This window comes from Cryobacterium sp. CG_9.6 (assembly GCF_029893365.1).
GTDB lineage: Bacteria > Actinomycetota > Actinomycetes > Actinomycetales > Microbacteriaceae > Cryobacterium.
This window is the reverse complement of sequence record NZ_JARXUZ010000001.1, coordinates 1,562,042-1,579,012: the sequence shown is the minus strand read 5'-3', so window position 1 is coordinate 1,579,012 and position 16,971 is coordinate 1,562,042. Positions and strand designations below refer to the sequence as shown.

The following is a 16,971-nucleotide window of genomic DNA, read 5'->3' as shown; positions in this document are numbered from 1 at the left end:
ACCACGCCTCTGTGCCCGGAGCGCGAGGCACTAGGCGTCGCGCGAACTCGAATTACGCTGTACGTCATCACGCTCTCTCAATCACTGTGCTCTCCACAATCGTATGGCCTTGACCGCATTCAAGCGGCGTCGGCGGCACGCTTACCAGTGCGGCGGGCACGGTGGGCGAGAGTTTCGCGGGGGTTATTCAAGCCGAAGAAGCGCGGCTAACTGTACCCGGCCAGGACGTCCGTGGCGTTTTCGTTCTTGACGTGAGGCGGCCACGGTCGAGTGTGTGATTCGTTCACAACCGACACCCACCAGAGGCACTCGTGTCCCGGCGATTCACGGTCACGACCGGGTGCGGAAGCCGCAGAAAACAGAAATCGCTCCTGAGAATCCACAAGAGCGATTTCTTCTTGTTCCAACCGGACCGTTTCGTGAACAGTTTCGCGAACGGCCTTTCGGTCGGGCTGACAGGATTTGAACCTGCGACCCCTTGCTGGGCCGACCCCTATAAGGGTCCATGTCGAAAATCGCGGAATCTCGCGGATTCCCCCGTCTTGGAAGAGAACCGACCGGTCCACACAATTTGATCATAACCGGATTATCTTGGTCTATCCCGACCGATTTAGGTAGGTAAATGGTGGGCACCCCAATCACGAACTGGTCTGACCGCGTTGCCTCACCCAGGGACGAATCGACTGCTGCTTAACGAATGTTCCCGAGGACGAATGACGTGACGGACGCAGGCTCCGTGACAAAATTCTGTGCGCTCTGCTCGTTTCGTCGGCTAGATGAACGCGGACATCAATCCGCCCATCGTATTCACCGGCCGCCATCACTTCACGTGGATGGCGGCCTCTCCGTCATTCGCGGCTATTTCTGCGCGTTTGCCGTCGAAGCGGATGCCGGCTGAGCCTCGGCTGTGGATCTCCTCCATACTGGTGCGGGTGCAGCCACCTCGGAATGCGTCTCCGGTCTCAGTACGAATCAGGACTTCGCACGGGTGCGACGATGGTGTCGGCAAGAAGAGACTGAAGGTCAACGACAGTGTCGTCATCGACAGGCCGCACGATCAGGCTTCCGACAAGGGCGGGCGCGAACGTCACCCTCAGAATCGTCCCGGCATGCAGGAGAGCAACCTCATATGCGCGAACTGTGAAGCATCTCGTCAGGCCGCGGGAGACCCCGACGCCTGCCACCTCGCGCCTGGCCAACCGAGCGGCCACGAACGGTGCTTTCACGGGGCCGTCCCAGAATGTGATCGCATCGGCGTCGATCATGACCACGGCGTAGACCGTGCGTTTGCTCCACGGTGCGCCCCGCAGCTCGGGAGTCAGGGTTGCTACGTCTGCTTGCAAACCCTCGGTTTTCAAGATGGCGAACGCCTGGCCCTGGTGTTCCTCTTCCAGCACCGTCAGCAGGCGCTGGGTGGATGTCGACGCGGCACGATACGTCAGCACCACGATGGCAGCCACCACGCACAAGGCAATAATCAGACTGCCAAAGAACACCAATGCCTTCAGAGGATCGTCGCCCGAGGCCCGCAGGATCCGATGGATGCTGAGGCCCATCATGGCCGCGCCGAACACAGCCCCCGGTGCGATCACCGCCCAGCGCGGCGAACACGCCTTCACGAGTCCACGAGGCTTGCCTTGTATGCCTGAACTCGAGTGCGGTGCTCCTGCCGCGATATCAAGGGTTCCCCGGCGGCACGCACTATGAGACCGGTCGACTCATCCACCTGCTCCAAATTCGGATACCCCAACCGACTGGTCGTGTACCCCGCCGCAAATTCCCGCTTCATCTGCTTACCCAAAAGAAATACCGTCAGGAAAGACCAAATAAGGCTTGCTGATGCAGCGCCCCAGAACGCCACCAACCAAGGGTTCTCAAAAAGCACACCCGAGACCAGGATCATCACTGAACCCGAAATACCTCCCACAACCGTTACAGCAGCGAAAAATAGTGCGCTGAGGGCCAAGTGCCACATGGAGATCCCTGCAACCCTCGCGCGAACACGAAACTCGTCGGATTCACTCACTGTGACCACCCGCTGTATGCCCCGCCGGCCGAGTCGACCGAGCCTAAGGTACCACCCATCGTCTGCCCGACGCCGAGTCCCCCGGACTGCCGCTCGACCGGCCGAGCGAGTTCCTACTACCTCCCGGGCGGCCTTACCAACTATCTTTCCAGCGGCACCGAATTGGCCAAGTCCCGCAATATTTGGGAACTCCTCGCAACCGTCCTCAAGAACGAGGCGCAACTTTATGAGGGAGCAGGCATGGAGGAATTTTCTGTTCAACTAGGTTCACCTGGCCGATTCTGCACCCGAATTCTTTTGCCGGCTTCCTGTAGGTCGGCTGCGGACAGGTTGTGGTGGTGGAAGTCTCGGAGATTGAGTTGGAGTCGGTTACTCCGATTCGCCGTACGGAGCGTGAGCTCGATCGCGGGATGACTCCTGTAGCCGTCGCTGACGGTAGCGACAGTCGCCGCTGTGAAGTTAGACGCAGTCAAAGTGAGCGTCGGGCCTTCCACACCCGCCTCCCAAAAAGTCACGCCGGTATCGCCAATACCGACTCCAATCGCAGGTACAGAAAGATATGCCGGCCCGTGAAGACGCCAACCAAACCTAACGAGTTGATCCTTGACTGTTGGATACACAAAAGTAATGAAAAGGGTTGAATCCGGATCAGTCTGCGCCATCAGGCACCACGTGCGGCGCGACTTCCGACGGCGTAGCCACGCTGCAAGCGCCATGAGACTCAGCAGCACAACCAGTCCCGCCAACACCCGGAAAAAGAACGACCGGACTGCGCTCGATGCTCGAGGAAGCATGACAGCGCCGAGCCAAACTAGAAACGCACCAAGTAGCAGCATCGGGGTCACGGCCCGCCAATTTAGGCCTCTCATTTGCCAGTCTTAACGTAGGTGTACTGGCCGGCGTTGCTGACGCCTCCTTCAACCGGGTCAACGGAGAGGAACCGTCCGAGCGCAGGAACGTACTGCCTTGCCCCCATTTCGATGGTGGCGATGTTCCCCGTGTGTTCGGTGAGTTTGCTGGCACCGCTCACACCGCCCCGCGGGACGTGACCGGTATAACGTGACCAAGGTGCACCTGAATACTGACTTTGATGGGCATGAGAGGTGGCGTCCACAAGAGCCAATATTCAAATACTCGGCGACCCAGAAACGGTCCGCGAGTCACAAGGGGTGCAGGATTTCACACCATGTTCCATGGAAAACAAATCGTTTCAGATCCCACCTCATTCTCTCCTCCGCGTGTTTTCGTTGCGATCGAACCTGATGCGATCTCCATGGTCACGAACACGCAGGTCGTCATGGAGGTCACCGCGGGGCGGTCAAGAGCGAATCGCTAGACCGAGCCGCGTCGCATCTCGTTGGGATCATGCACCTTGATAATTTCTGCTTCCTGGGTTTTCTTGTTGAGCCAAGGATCGAGCAAGTGTGTCACGGCCAGGACGACGATGAAGAGGAATACATAGAAGACTGGAATTTGGAAACCGAATGCACAGGAAATGAGCAGGCTGACGAGCAGACTTGTCAAGCTGGATGAACCGGCAATGATCACTCTGACCTGACCGCGCCGACGAAATGAACGTGCAACGACCAGCTTGGCGAGACCAAAAGCAGCTTCAGCGCTGAGCGCTCCAGCCACCAGCCCGAAGGGCACAAGAAACACTCCGTACCCGGCACCCCAGAGTGACGCATTCAAGATATCCACGGGCTTTGGTGATCCGTTGTCATCGAAAAGAACCATCACGAATCCGATTCCGTAGAAACCGGATAGGACAACCATGAGGAACACGCCAACACACGGGCCGAGTACGCGGTAGCGCCACCCGGAAGGCTTAATAAATTCGGCCGCTCTCATATGCTCACAGCGATGTCCATAAATTCAACTCCAACTGGGAAACTACCCGTGGTGGTCCGTGTATGGTGCCTTAGCGTGTCCCGCGGGATGTTCTCGACGGCGTCAAGTCCAGCTGAATTCCTTGACGGCCAAGTCCTTGCTCGTATGACTCTCTGGGCAAGGACTTGGCCGTCATGGGAGCGCTGATGGTGAAAGACACACACCCCACAATTTCAATGAATCCAGCATCCGCGTGTGCCGCGATTGCTCACCTACACGTTCAACCCAATTTCGAACGACAAGGTGTTCAGAATTGCGCGTTAACCACAGCTTTGCAGATGAATCGAGGGAAGCCACTCAAACACACTGGGTTATAGAAATCGTTCCTGTAAATCAGGTAGGCCTGGGACGCATAGGCACCATACCAAAGCTGATGAACAGGCATCCTGTCGTGCGTTCCAACCACGCTGGAACCACCCTGTCGAATATTCCACTCCATCGTTCCGTTGATGGCTGGAGCCGGGAAGAGTGGGATCGTCGAGTCCACAACCATGGTTGCCGTGGCACTATTTGGATACGATGCGAATGTGCCAGAGATGGAGTCAAGTGGTGCACTCGCACTGTCGGTTTGGGTGCAATTTTGGAGTGCCATATCCGCGCACTTGTATTTCAGAGTCTCCCCAATCTTCTTGTAGAGGCTCCCCGTGTGCGTAGAGCCGAACGTAAAGAATTGATTCAGGAGAGTCCGAGCCTTATTATTTTCCATGCCCCCGTCAAGTGAATACCATGCCCTGCCATCACCGTGAAAGGCAATAATCGGTTTGGCCCAGTCACCGGTGAATCCCGGAACGGCGATCATGGGCTCTGGAATGTACGTTTCATAGATCAAGACCAGCGCAGACCCTGACTCAGCGGAGTTCCGAGCCGTTGAGTCAGTCGTTGCGCTTCCTCGCACAACTTGGGGGTCCTCTGACGATCGCGAAAGAGCTCCCGCTGATGATTCAGATGTTGACATAGAACGAGCAATAATCGTGTCAGCGACGGTGTAACCCGGGCGGGCCGCAAGGCTGTCAGGACTGGACGATCTTGAGTATTGAGACCAATCCGGAAGTTCTGTAGCCGGGAGAGTGACAACGGACCTCGGCAAGTCCACCAAACCAGAATCAACCTGATCACAGCTTCGCCCGGACGAGCTCATCACGTCAACTTGGTAGATCCATTGTTTCGTCTTGTCTGCCGGCCCGTCAAAGTACTCCGTCCCACATGTGATCGCTACAACCTCTCGCCTTTCGGGGTCCCCAGGGGGATTGAACGGATCGTCGGCGAATGGATCCACCATAATCCGAGAGACAAGCCTGGGGACTGACTCTGTACTCTGCCATTTTAAGTGGTGGTATCCGGCACGAACTGAACCAGAGAGCGCCGTGGCTCCTGAATTGGCGTCGCCAAACTCGTTCTGACGAAAGACGAGAGTGTCGAGTTCTGTACCGGCACTGTCTTTGGCAATGAAATATGTTGGAACCCCTGCACTGCTGGGGATAGATATGTCTGCGGATGTAGAAGAGCCGAGCAAATCAGTGTTCCATGCTTCGTAAGTCGCGGCTCCTGCAACGCTCACTAGTCTGTAAAGGGAATCTGTGCCAACAACTTGTAGATCTTTCACGTGCCAGCCAGTTGCGGTAGCACGGGTGACTCGCGCAGCGCTGGCGAGAGACTCAAGCATCGTGCCGGTCACCTGAACTCCCGCAAGAGTAACCGATTTCAACTCCGGTCCCCAGGCGGCGAGATACTCATGAGCAGCGCTCTCGGAGGCGAAGGAGGCTGAGGTGCCAGCCGCTATGAAGGTTCTACCCGACGTCGAGGCTGCTAGTGCGGAAACCGAAATGTTCGAAATGGAGTCGCCGACGGCCACGATAGTTTCAGTTCCGTCAGCGCCTCCTGCCACAGCCTGTACTGCCGCTTTCCAGAAGGATTCCTTGAGTGAGTCCGTGCGTAAGTACCCAATACTTTCTGCCAGTTGGGTCGGCAGCAGAGATACATCGAAAGATTCCAATCCACCCGCCACGGTGACCATTTGTTCGCTTCGACTTTCGAAGAAGCTTGATATGGACGCGTCGGTTTCCGTACCGTTCGTAAGGATAAGAGGAGTTCGCGCAGCAATGGCGAAGGCCGTAGCGTCAGCGAGGGTCCCTACCCCGGATACCACGCTGGGTCGCTGTTCGATGAGATTGGCGGCAGCGACCGATCGCTCGAATGGACTTGAACTTGCGATTTCCTGTGAAACAACGACCGTTGACGTGAGGTTGGAGCGAAACTCGGAAGTGAACGATCCCTCTGCGCCAAACAGATAGACACTGGTCGCGCCGAGCGAGCCTAGCCATGTGTTAATCATTCCAGGATCTGATCCTGAAGGCGACACCAGCACGGCGGCATCCATGGTCGCAGCAAGGACAGAGGCTTGGGCTATAAGTTGGTCGTCACCATCCGGAACAAGAACCACTTTCTCGCTTCCCGAAGGATGACCTTCATTTGCCAAGGAGGCAGAAAGGTCTGGCAGAGATTCCTCTGTAACAAGTTTCTGTGTCACTAAGGCGTCGGCACCCTCAGCCTCAATTACGGAAGTGATGCCGGATGCCAAGAGAACACCGACCCCCACCATCCCGACCAGCAGATTTCTCAAGCGTCCTATTCGTTGGTAATGCAAGAACTCCCCCTAGTTTCGTAGCAATACATAGCCTTTTGATATCTAACGTAGCAGAATGGCTGGCTAACGACGGATTCCGTCCGAGAGTCTGGAGGTTCCCTCACTAAACGCGGTGCAGCTGCCCGAGCGCGGCTACCATTTCGGCGTGCACGATCACACGACTGCGAGCGACGTGAGCCACAAAGAGAGGACTGATCGACAGTGCTCAGGACTCGAATTGCAGCTCATCGTGCGGTCTGCCTCGACCCCCTCGAGACAGAGCATGCCGGGGTGCAGCGCCCCCAAACGTGTCGACAGTAGGAAAGGCGATGATATGTCGAGGGTTCCGTGAAGGATATGCGATGGCACGATTAATTCGAAAGTGGTCCAACTCCAATTGAGCCACGGTCGCGCATCCGAGACGCTTGACGTCTAAGCGCAACTCTGGCCGGATCGACTGGATGGCATTTCCGACGCCGTAGAACGGGCCCGGAACATTACATTGAGTACGTAGTTCCCATTGACATCATGACTCAATCATGACTCCATCGAAAAAAACAAAACCCCGGACCACGCGAGTTCCGCGTGATTCCGGGGTAATTTGTCGGGCTGACAGGATTTGAACCTGCGACCCCTTGACCCCCAGTCAAGTGCGCTACCAAGCTGCGCCACAGCCCGCCGCTTCCACAATACGATTTCAACCTTCAAAACCTGCGGAAGACAACTTTAATAGCTTACCGCCTTCTGTGAGCCGTCACTGACACAACGCCCCCTTCGCGCACACATCCGTTCAGATTCCGTGGAGCTCGGAGCGGCGAGAAATGCCTGACCGAGCAGCATGCCAGCAGGTTATTCGGCGCTTGGGGGCCGCACGCCGGCATCCGCTGTGGGCGAGGCCGAACAGCATCGCCCACCGCAGGTCACACGGCCGGTGGCCTCGTTTTGCCGAGGTACATGAGCTCCCACAGACCGGTGGATTGCGTGTATTCCTCCACCAACACTCCATCAACGTAGTGGCGCAGCACGATGGTTCCTGCAAAACGTAGATAGGCCGCATCGAATCGGGCCAACCGGGCCAGAATCCGCGTGAACCGCGGCACAACATTGATGAACTTGGTTCGAAGGATCGTCTCGGCACGCTCAAAGGAGATCTCGAAATGCTCGCTCCCGTTCCGGTAGTCGTAACTGAGCACATCCGCTACCGGCTTACCGGTGATGGTGTCGGTGACCACACGCGCGGTGCGCACCGTCACTTTGGTGCCGTCCTCGGCGACCACCACCCCGTCACGCGCCAACAGCAGCGTGGTGAACGACTGGTAGTCATAGGATTTCTCGCCCGTAATGTGCGCGGCAATGAGGCTGTACGGCCCAACCTGCGCTCGACCCCAGTACCAGTCATGCATGAGCTTCATCATGGGCGCATCGCCCCAGTTGTGATCGTGATAGCCGATGCCGGACGCGGTCGTGAGCTCACCGTCCACGGTGTACTCCACCTCTGCGTGCCCCACCGGCACCGCCACGAACCACGCGAACGTCTTCTCCTCCCCCGCTTTCTCAAACATTTCATGCCCGGTTTCGGGTCGCCAGGCCGGCACTGTGCCGGTGAGGGTCACGTCCACGCTGACGTTGTCGATCGTGGCCTGAATGCGATAGGTATGCAGGTCACCTGCGAAGGTGTTCTTGCCAATCGTCACGTCGCACCGCTCCGACGCCGCCGAGAACAGCGCCGGCGTGGTCGCAAAGGTCTTGTCGAGCGAACGCCCGTCGGGAAGATCCAGGTTGATGGTCACGAACGGGGCCAGGCCCGCTTTGGGTGCGGCCGGATTCTTGGTGTAAAAACCGACCACAAGCTTGGCACCGTTGTCGAGGGTGGCGTCGAAATACCACCACTCGTACGACCCGGCCCGCGCCGGATCACTCCGCAGTCCATCTTCAAACGGCGCGATCGCCGTGGAGTCAAGACCGAGGCGGGTGTAATCCGCCGGGGTGTTGGCCAAACGGATGCGAGCCGGTGTGGATTGGGTGCGTGCAACAGGCATGACTACCTCTTCAGAGAGCGTGTTTAGGTTCTCCCAACAGTCTGGCCGATCTTCTTGGACTATTTCTGTGCCGAGTGTTGCCGCGGGTCACTGACTCACTGTGAAGCGGATGTCCCCACTCACCCACGCGCAACACCCCCGAACGCGCCCCCTCGCGATCGCTCCGCGCGGCGTATGCTCTGGGCAACGAGTCGCTTGGGGGACGCAGATGTCACGACGGCTGTTTAGCAACATCTCCCCATTCACCTATCGCCTCTCGGTGCGCAAGATGATCGCCCTACGACAGCTTCGCAATCTGATGCACCCGGTGCGATTTGCCACGAGCCGCGCAGATCTCCTGCCGGTCATTTTGTACCGACACAATTCCTTGATTCGGCGAAAACTCGGCAACGTCGACGGCCAGCTCCAGGAAAACAAGGCCGTGAACCTGAGCATTGCGGCTCCCCTGGTGTGCGGAATCGTGATTCGGCCGGGAGAAACATTCTCGTTCTGGAAGCTGGTGGGGTCCACCACCGCGGCGCGGGGGTATCGAGACGGGCTCACGATCAGCTCCGGCCGGGCAACGTCCGGCATGGGTGGCGGAATCTGCCAGTTCACGAATCTGCTCCACTGGATGGTGCTGCACAGTCCACTCACCATCGTGGAACACCATCACCACGACAACATCGACCTGTTCCCGGATTTCAACCGACAGATTCCGTTCGGGACCGGAACCTCGGTGATGTACAACTATCTCGACTACCGCGTGCGCAACGACACCGAACAGGACTTTCAGTTTTCGGTCACCACCACCGCCGAGTATCTCGTGGGTGAGCTGCGCACCACGCGCGCGCTTGACGTGAAATTTCACATTCAGGAAGCTGATGCGTATTTTTACGAGCGCGACGGCGACGTGTATCGACACAATCGCATCTATCGGAGCATCCGCTCAAAGGCCACGGGGCTCGAGGTGGAGCGCACGCTCCTCGGCGAAAATGATGCGCGCGTAGCCTACGACCGTGCGCTGATCACCGCCGAGATTCTGCCCGCACGCCCGGTGGCGTTGGAGGCCAGGTAGCGGCTCGCACTCCGAGACGGATGCTGCCGCCCCGCCCCGCCCGCGGCATCCGCTGGTCATCGTGTTGGGCATCGTGTTGGGGAACCTGCCGCTGGCTCGCCCAGGCTCGCGGCAATTACACCCTCCCCTACCCCGGGAAGGTGTAAACGACACCAGGCAATGCCGCCGGCCAGCCACTCACGTTCTGACTCGCGCCAAACACACCCTCCCCAGCCTCGGGAAGGTTCAAACGCCACCACGGATGCTCGCGGCCAGGCTCACCTAACCCGACTCGCGCAGAACACGCCCTCCGCGATACCACCTGGGGATCCCGCCAACCGAGCCCCCGGCAGGCTCGCGCCAAACACACCCTCCCGGGTATCGGGAACCTGTAAACGACACCAGAGGATGCCGCCGACCGCACGCACCGACCCTGACTTGCGCCAATTACACCCTCCGGAGCCCCGGGAACGTGTAGAGGGCACCACGTGGCGAGTAGGGCTTGTGGGTAGCGCCAGTCCGGCGACCTGGTAGCGCGATTCCGGTTACACGGTAGCGCGGGCCGGGGTGATCTGCTCTGCTGTGAGAGGGCCACGCATCAGGCGTGGTCCTTTTCAGTAAGGGGCGGGTTATGGCGGACTATCGAAGAATCTTGGGGTTGTTGCTGGAGGGGCGGAGTTACCGCGAGGTCGTGGAGATTGCGGGGTGCTCCCACCGCGACGTGGCCCGGGTCCGGCAAGAGGTCCAGCGACGCGGTTTGATCTCGACGGTCGCGGTTAGCGACGCCGAGCTGGCCGAGTGGTTCCCCGACGGTCGCCGGAACGTGTCGGAGGAGTATGACCAGCCCGACTTATCGCGTGTGCTTGCGTCGATGAAATCGAACCGGCACTTCACGTTGCTGTTGGCGTGGCGTCGTTACGTCGACACCAAGGACGCGGGGAAGAAGTATGGGTATTCGCAGTTCTGCGCCCTGTTCACCGACTACCTCCGCACCCATGACCTGGTCGCGGTGCTGCGCCATGAGCCTGGTCGGGCGATGCTGGTGGACTGGGCCGGCGACACGATGGACGTCGTCGACACCATCACCGGCGAGGTCGTCAGAGCAATTCTGTTCGTCGCGGTGCTGCCGTATTCGGGACTGATGTTCTGCCGCGCCTACGCGGATATGAAGTCTCCGGCGTGGCTCGACGCGCACGTTCAAGCGTTCGCGTTCTTCGGCGGTGTGACGCAGATCGTCGTGCCGGATAACCCAACAACGTCCACCCACCAGACTCATAAGGGTGATGCGGAGCGGATCGTTAACGCCAGGTATCAGCAGCTCGCTGATCACTACCAGACAGCAATTGTTCCGGCCAGAGTGAAAAAGCCCCGCGATAAAGCGGCTGCCGAGAATGCGGTGAACGTGGTCAACAAACGCGTCATCGGCTACCTCGAGGACGACGTCTTCACGACGCTGGGCGAGTTGAACGCGGCGATTGAGGAACGGGTGCGGGAGATCAACCATGACATCCGCCGCGCTGACGACACCACCCGGTGGGAACGCTTCGACAGCGAGGAGCGGGAGCTGCTGGGCCCTCTTCCAGATGCGGGGTTCGAGGATGTCGAGTGGAAGGAGCTGAAGGCGGCCCGAAATTACCATGTCACCGCGGACACGCAACGGTATTCGGTGCCGTTCGCTCTGGCGGGCAAGCTGCTGCGGGTTCGGCTGACGTCGTCACGGGTGACGGTCTTCGACGGGCACGAGAGCATCTGCGAACACCCGCGGCTGACGGGCCGCAAAGGCCAATACTCGACCCTGCCGGACCATGTCCCGCCGCAGCACCGCGATATCGACGGGCTGTGGTCGAGGCGCTGGTTCACCGACCGGGCGCGCAGCGTCGGGCCGGCCACCGTCACCGTGATCGAGCAGATCCTGGACAGCCAGGCGATCGAAGCGCAGGGCTACCTGTCCTGCCAGAACATCCTCGACGGGCTTGGCAAGAACAACCGGGAACGGCTGGAGGCGGCCTGCCAGGAGCTCGTGAACCGCAGCGCGCATCCGACCTATTCGACGCTGAAACGGTTGATGGCGGCCATCGACAGCGACACGAAAAAGCCGCGGGCGAAGGTCCCGGCCGCCTCCACGCGCAAACACGTCAGTACGGTCGTGTTCCGCGACACCATGCCGGATGTTTATGTGCGTGACGCCTCGCACTATGCCCGCGACGAGGAGGTCAAGTGATGTTCACCAGCGTTGATTACGACAAGTTCCGGGCCCTGCGGGTGACCCATGTTGCGACTCGGCTGGAGGAACTCATTCAGGACGAAGCCAACGACATCCTCACCCCCGAGCAGCTGTTCCTCACCGCGGTCGACGACGCGTTGGAGTCTCGCCGGATCAATAAGGTCGACAAGCTCATCCGCCAGGCTGCGTTCCCGATCCCGGGCGCCACCATCGCCGAGGTCGACTATCGCGAGGGACGCGGCATCACCCAGGTCAGGATGCGACGCTATGCCGCTCATGACTGGCGCTCCGATGCGACGAATCTGCTGATCATTTCACCCACCGGAGGCGGGAAAACCTATCTCGCCTGCGCGTTGGCCATCGGCGCCTGCGAGAGCGAGCATTCGGTGCTCTACTACCGGATGGACGACCTCGCCCGAAAGCTCGTCATCGCTCGCGGTGATGCCATCGCTCACCAGAAGCTGTTGAACGAGCTGTCGAACGTCGACCTGCTCATCATCGATGACTTCCTCACCGTCGGCATCGACAGCGACGCTGGCAACGACCTATTCGCGATACTCGCCAACCGGGAACACCGCCTCCCGACGATGATTGCCTCGCAGACCGGACCCGCGCACTGGGTCGTCGAGCTGCCCGACCGCGTCGCAGCGGACTCGATCGTGAACCGCCTCGCCAACAACGCCCGCATCATTAAGCTCGGCCAGATCGACATGCGCCAGCAGCGCAACGACCAAGCCCGCGCCCACGAGAGCTACTGGGAATAACACCAAAGCGGCCCGGGCACCACTCCCGGGCCGCTACCACCTCGTCAGAAATTTGTTACCAACTACCTGGATGTGTTCACGCATCAGGTTGTTTACTCATGCTCTCATGAGGTTGTTTACAACGTGTCTTACGACGTTGTTTACACTCGTGCTCGCGACGTTGTTTACATCCGATCTCATGACGTTGATGACACCCGGTGGCGGGCCGCGCAGCCGCCGGGTGCGACCGGGCGGTGCGGCTATTCCTCGGGGAAGTGCTCGAGTTCATACGACAAATGCTTGCTCAGCCATGCTGGTTTGGGGTCACGTATTTTGGCTCCTCTCACCTGCCAAAGCGCGACCTGGTCCCGCGTGGACGCGGTCTGCAACGGCAACGGGAAATAGATGCTCTCGTCGCCGCTGCTCCTGTCGAACATCGCGTATTCAGTCTCGGAGCTGACAACCTCGTAGCTGCCCACCAGATGGGTCGGGACCTTGATTCTCAGGCCCCGGAAGTAGATCTGCGGGTTGGTGCGGGTGATGACGACCTCGTCGGAGCCGTCACGCAGTCTGCCGCCGCGCGGCGCCAGCTGTTCACTCTGCGCGAGTGTGGCCGCGGGCAGAGCCTCGGCACTGTTACTGTCGGGTTCAGCTGCCTGCTTGGCCAGTGATTTGTCCCGGTAGGCGTCGGCACGCGCTTGAAGTTCCTTATGACTGATCGGTGTTCCGTCCGAGGGCTGGTGTTCGGCCGCGTCCCAGGCCTGGCCCGGTGTCATAGAGCCGGGCAACGCTTGGTGCCGGCGACGGTAGTTGTAATAGTTGCGGTAATCCACGATGAGGGTGGCGAGCTGTTCGAGGCTCTCCGGGGCGCGGGCATCGAGGAACCGCAGCAGCGTTTGGTGGCTGCGTTCGTTTTTCCCTTGCGTCTGCGGGTGGCCGCCCCGGCCGCTGATCCCCAAGCACCCACGGTCGGCCAGGAAGCGTTCCGTCGCCGAGATGTTGCCGCGCCGGCTCTGGTTGAAAGCGGTCCCGTTGTCGCTGAGTAACTCTTTGGGCACGCCGTGATCGTCGATCGCGGCGCTCAGGGTGATGATGGCGTCGGTGCCGTTCTCGGGCTCGGCGAAGCACATACTGCCCACGTCGAAACGGGTGGAATCATCCAGCAGCTGGTAGACCGTCACTTTCGGGGCCAGCTTGGTCGCCAGGCGATACTCGAATGCATCCAGCTGCCACATCTCCATCGCCGGCGAGCGCGCGAAGCGCAGCCAAGCCGTCCGTGGCCGTTTACGCGGGTTGGAGTTCGTCACGCCGGATGATGACAGGATCCGGGCGATGGTCGCCACCGACGGAACCGGTTGACTGAATTCATTCGTGTCCACACCGGTGAACCAGATCGATTTGGGACCGTTATCCCAGCCCTCCTTTTTCAGCCGAGCACGGATGCGCAGGACAATTTCCGTCGTCTTCTTGTCGAACGTCCGCACGGGATTCTTCGGGGCCGACGAGTGCGGATTCAGCGCCTTATTTCCCTCCTGGAGGAAGCGTCGCCGGATGTTATAAAACGACGGCCGGCTGATATTCAGGCGTTGGCAGAGTTCGGAGATACTGGGGCCATCGGCGGCAAGAGGATCAAATTCGATGATCTGGCGGCGGACGGAAGGTGGAAGAGATTTGGGCACTCTCCATCAAAACCGAGGCCACGTGAGGATCCCGTCCACCGCTCAACGTGTATGCAAAGTCGTGAGACATCCTGTAAACAACGTCCTGAGACATAGTGTCAACAAGGTGGTGAGACAGGCTGTAAACACTGTGCTGAGACAACACATACCAACTACCTGGACTGGCGCTACCATAAAGCGCTACTCGCCAACCACGGAACACCGCCGGCCGAGCGCATCCACCCTGACTCGCGCCAATCGCACCCTCCCCCGCCCCGGGAACGTGTAAACGACACCGGACGATGCCGCCAACCGCACGCACCGACCCTGACTCGCGTCAAACGCACCCTCCCGGGTCTCGGGAACGTGTAAACGGCACCACGGGACGCCGCCGGCCGAGCCCCCGCAGGCCGACTCGCGCCAAACGCACCCTCCCGTGCCCCGGGAAGGCGCTAATGGCACCGGTTAACGGGAGAGACCCCCCACGCACCGAAGTGTGTGAGGGTCTCGACCACCGAAGGTGGTGCAGGCGACTAGCGCTTGCGCTTCTCGCGCACGCGCATGCTGAGGTTGATCGGGCTTCCTTCGAAGCCGTAGATCTCGCGCAGACGACGCTGAATGTAACGACGGTAACCCGGGTCCAGGAAGCCCGTGGTGAACACCACGAACGTGGGCGGACGGCTCGAGGCCTGCGTTCCAAAGAGGATGCGAGGCTGCTTACCACTGCGCACAGGGTGCGGGTGGGCTGCAGCCAGCTCGGCGAGGAAGGCGTTGAACTTGCCGGTGGCGATGCGGGTGTCCCACGACTCGAGCGCGAGCTCGAGGGCCGGAACCAGCTTTTCCATGTGGCGACCGGTGAGGGCGGAGATGTTCACGCGCGGAGCCCAGGACACGTGGGCCAGGTCCTGCTCGATCTCACGCTCCAGGTAACGGCGACGGTCGTCGTCGATCTGGTCCCACTTGTTGAAGGCGAGAACCAGGGCGCGGCCCGACTCGATCACGAGGTCGATCACGCGAATGTCCTGCTCGCTGATGACCTCGGTCACGTCGAGGAGAACCACGGCGACCTCGGCCTTTTCGAGGGCAGCACTGGTGCGCAGCGAGGCGTAGAAGTCGGCGCCCTGGGCGAGGTGCACGCGACGGCGAATACCGGCGGTGTCCACGAAACGCCACACCTTGCCGCCGAGCTCAACCTGCTCGTCAACCGGGTCGCGAGTGGTGCCGGCGAGGTCGTTGACGACCACGCGCTCTTCACCGACAACCTTGTTGAGGAGGCTGGACTTGCCCACGTTCGGGCGGCCGAGGATAGCTACGCGGCGGGGGCCACCGACTTCCTGCTTGGCGACAGCGGAGACCTCGGGGAGAACCGTGAGGATCTCGTCGAGCAGGTCGGCCACACCGCGACCGTGCAGCGCGGACACCGGCCACGGCTGGCCGAGTCCGAGGGACCACAGGCTGGCCGATTCGGGCTCCTGGCGAACGTCGTCCACCTTGTTGGCGATGAGGAAGACCGGCTTGCCGCTCTTACGCAGCATGCGCACAACGGCTTCGTCAGTGGATGTGGGCCCCACGTTCGAGTCCACGACGAACATCACGAGGTCGGACAGGTCGATGGCGATCTCGGCCTGGGCGGCAACGGACGCGTCGATGCCCTTGGCGTCGGGCTCCCACCCGCCGGTGTCGACGAGGCTGAAGTAGCGTTCGTGCCACTCACCCTTGTAGGTGACGCGGTCACGCGTCACACCGGGGGTGTCTTCAACGACGGCCTCGCGGCGGCCGAGAATACGGTTGACGAGGGCCGACTTGCCCACGTTGGGGCGGCCGACAATCGCGATGACCGGCAGAGCCGGCAGGTACTGAATGGCGCTCGGGTCGTCGGTGATCGTCGACAGTACGTCGAAGTCCTCGTCGTCCAGATCGTATTCGTTGAGGCCGGTGCGCAGCGCTTCGGCTCGTTTGGCGGCCAGCTCCTCGTCGAGGTTCGCCAGCCTTTCCGCCAACTCATTATCGAGCGCGGAGCCCGTGTCGTCGTATTCCTCAGTCATGCGATGCCCTAGCCGTGCGTGTGTGGATGACGTCGATGACCGCAATAATGGTCTGTTCTAAGTCAAGGTGGGTGGAGTCAACGGTGGTGACACCGTCTGCGGCGCTCATAAAATCGACGACCTGTGAGTCAGCACGATCTCTCGATCGCAACTGATCTGCCACGGTTTCGGCCGACTGGGTGGTTATTTCCGCAGAGCGCCTAACCATTCTAGCCTCTTCCGATGCCGTGAGTAGAATGCGCACCTCGGCATCGGGTGCCACGACGGTGGTGATGTCGCGTCCCTCCACCACAACACCGGGCCGATCCACGTTGCTGGCCAGGCTCTGAAAGAGCTCGGTCAGGTGCGCACGCACTTCGGGAACCCGGGCCACGGCGCTGACAGCCGCCGATACTTCGGGCGAGCGGATGGCGTCGGTCACGTCGGTCTCCCCCACGAGAACGAAGTATTCGTCGGGATCGGTGCCGATGGAGTAGTCAAAGTCGGCCAGGGCCGCTGTCACGGCGGCCGCGTTCTCGGTATCGACCTTGCGGTCGAGCACCAGCCACGCGAGTGCGCGGTATGCGGCACCGGTGTCGAGGTAGGCGAAGCCGAGGCGGCGGGCGGCAGCGCGACTAACGCTCGACTTTCCGCTGCCGGCGGGTCCGTCGATGGCCACGACGGTGGGAAGAGAGTGACGTGCCATGT

11 protein-coding genes and 1 tRNA gene are annotated in these 16,971 nt (G+C 60.3%); 3 read left to right on the top strand and 9 right to left on the bottom strand.

All coding sequences use genetic code 11. The features are described 5' to 3' along the window. Positions 1-962: 962 nt before the first annotated feature. From H4V99_RS07120 to H4V99_RS07095, 6 genes are all read right to left on the bottom strand, one after another. Positions 963-1,619: a hypothetical protein gene (locus H4V99_RS07120; protein WP_280676807.1), complete on the bottom strand. Its 657-nt coding sequence runs from the start codon at positions 1,617-1,619 to the stop codon at positions 963-965. Beyond that, entirely contained in the window at positions 1,616-2,026 is a 411-nt protein-coding gene (locus tag H4V99_RS07115) for a hypothetical protein (RefSeq protein ID WP_280676805.1), read from the bottom strand. The genes H4V99_RS07120 and H4V99_RS07115 overlap by 4 nt, the downstream gene beginning before the upstream one ends. Before the next feature lie 1,332 nt (positions 2,027-3,358). Next, the gene (locus H4V99_RS07110; protein WP_280676803.1) at positions 3,359-3,766 is read right to left on the bottom strand and encodes a hypothetical protein; all 408 of its coding nucleotides are present in this window, start codon (positions 3,764-3,766) and stop codon (positions 3,359-3,361) included. A gap of 397 nt (positions 3,767-4,163) precedes the next feature. Further along, complete coding sequence (locus H4V99_RS07105; RefSeq protein ID WP_280676801.1) at positions 4,164-6,560, bottom strand: hypothetical protein; 2,397 nt, start codon at positions 6,558-6,560, stop codon at positions 4,164-4,166. Between the two features lie 583 nt (positions 6,561-7,143). Further along, positions 7,144-7,217: transfer RNA gene (locus H4V99_RS07100), tRNA-Pro, on the bottom strand. A 242-nt stretch (positions 7,218-7,459) separates the two neighbouring features. After that, on the bottom strand, positions 7,460-8,578 hold the full coding sequence (locus tag H4V99_RS07095) for a hydroxyneurosporene dehydrogenase (RefSeq protein WP_280676799.1): 1,119 nt from the start codon (positions 8,576-8,578) through the stop codon (positions 7,460-7,462). 208 nt (positions 8,579-8,786) lie between these two features. Here H4V99_RS07095 and H4V99_RS07090 point away from each other — a divergent pair, with 208 nt between their 5' ends. From H4V99_RS07090 to H4V99_RS07080, 3 genes are all read left to right on the top strand, one after another. Then, positions 8,787-9,635, top strand: a complete 849-nt coding sequence (locus H4V99_RS07090; protein ID WP_280676797.1) for a VanW family protein — start codon at positions 8,787-8,789, stop codon at positions 9,633-9,635. Positions 9,636-10,245: 610 nt separating this feature from the next. Next, positions 10,246-11,835 (top strand): IS21 family transposase, encoded by a 1,590-nt coding sequence (gene istA, locus H4V99_RS07085; protein ID WP_280676795.1) that lies wholly within the window; start codon positions 10,246-10,248, stop codon positions 11,833-11,835. After that, complete coding sequence (locus H4V99_RS07080; RefSeq protein WP_280674606.1) at positions 11,835-12,602, top strand: ATP-binding protein; 768 nt, start codon at positions 11,835-11,837, stop codon at positions 12,600-12,602. The genes istA and H4V99_RS07080 overlap by 1 nt, the downstream gene beginning before the upstream one ends. A gap of 239 nt (positions 12,603-12,841) precedes the next feature. Here H4V99_RS07080 and H4V99_RS07075 read toward each other — a convergent pair whose 3' ends face one another. From H4V99_RS07075 to cmk, 3 genes are all read right to left on the bottom strand, one after another. Beyond that, entirely contained in the window at positions 12,842-14,260 is a 1,419-nt protein-coding gene (locus H4V99_RS07075) for an integrase core domain-containing protein (RefSeq protein ID WP_280676793.1), read from the bottom strand. 512 nt (positions 14,261-14,772) lie between these two features. Next, positions 14,773-16,284 carry a ribosome biogenesis GTPase Der gene (gene der / locus H4V99_RS07070; RefSeq protein WP_280676791.1) on the bottom strand — a complete coding sequence of 504 codons (1,512 nt, stop codon included), beginning with the start codon at positions 16,282-16,284 and terminating at the stop codon, positions 14,773-14,775. Then, positions 16,277-16,969 carry a (d)CMP kinase gene (gene cmk / locus H4V99_RS07065; RefSeq protein WP_280676789.1) on the bottom strand — a complete coding sequence of 231 codons (693 nt, stop codon included), beginning with the start codon at positions 16,967-16,969 and terminating at the stop codon, positions 16,277-16,279. Before cmk ends, der begins: the two co-directional genes overlap by 8 nt. Between the last annotated feature and the right edge of the window lie 2 nt (positions 16,970-16,971).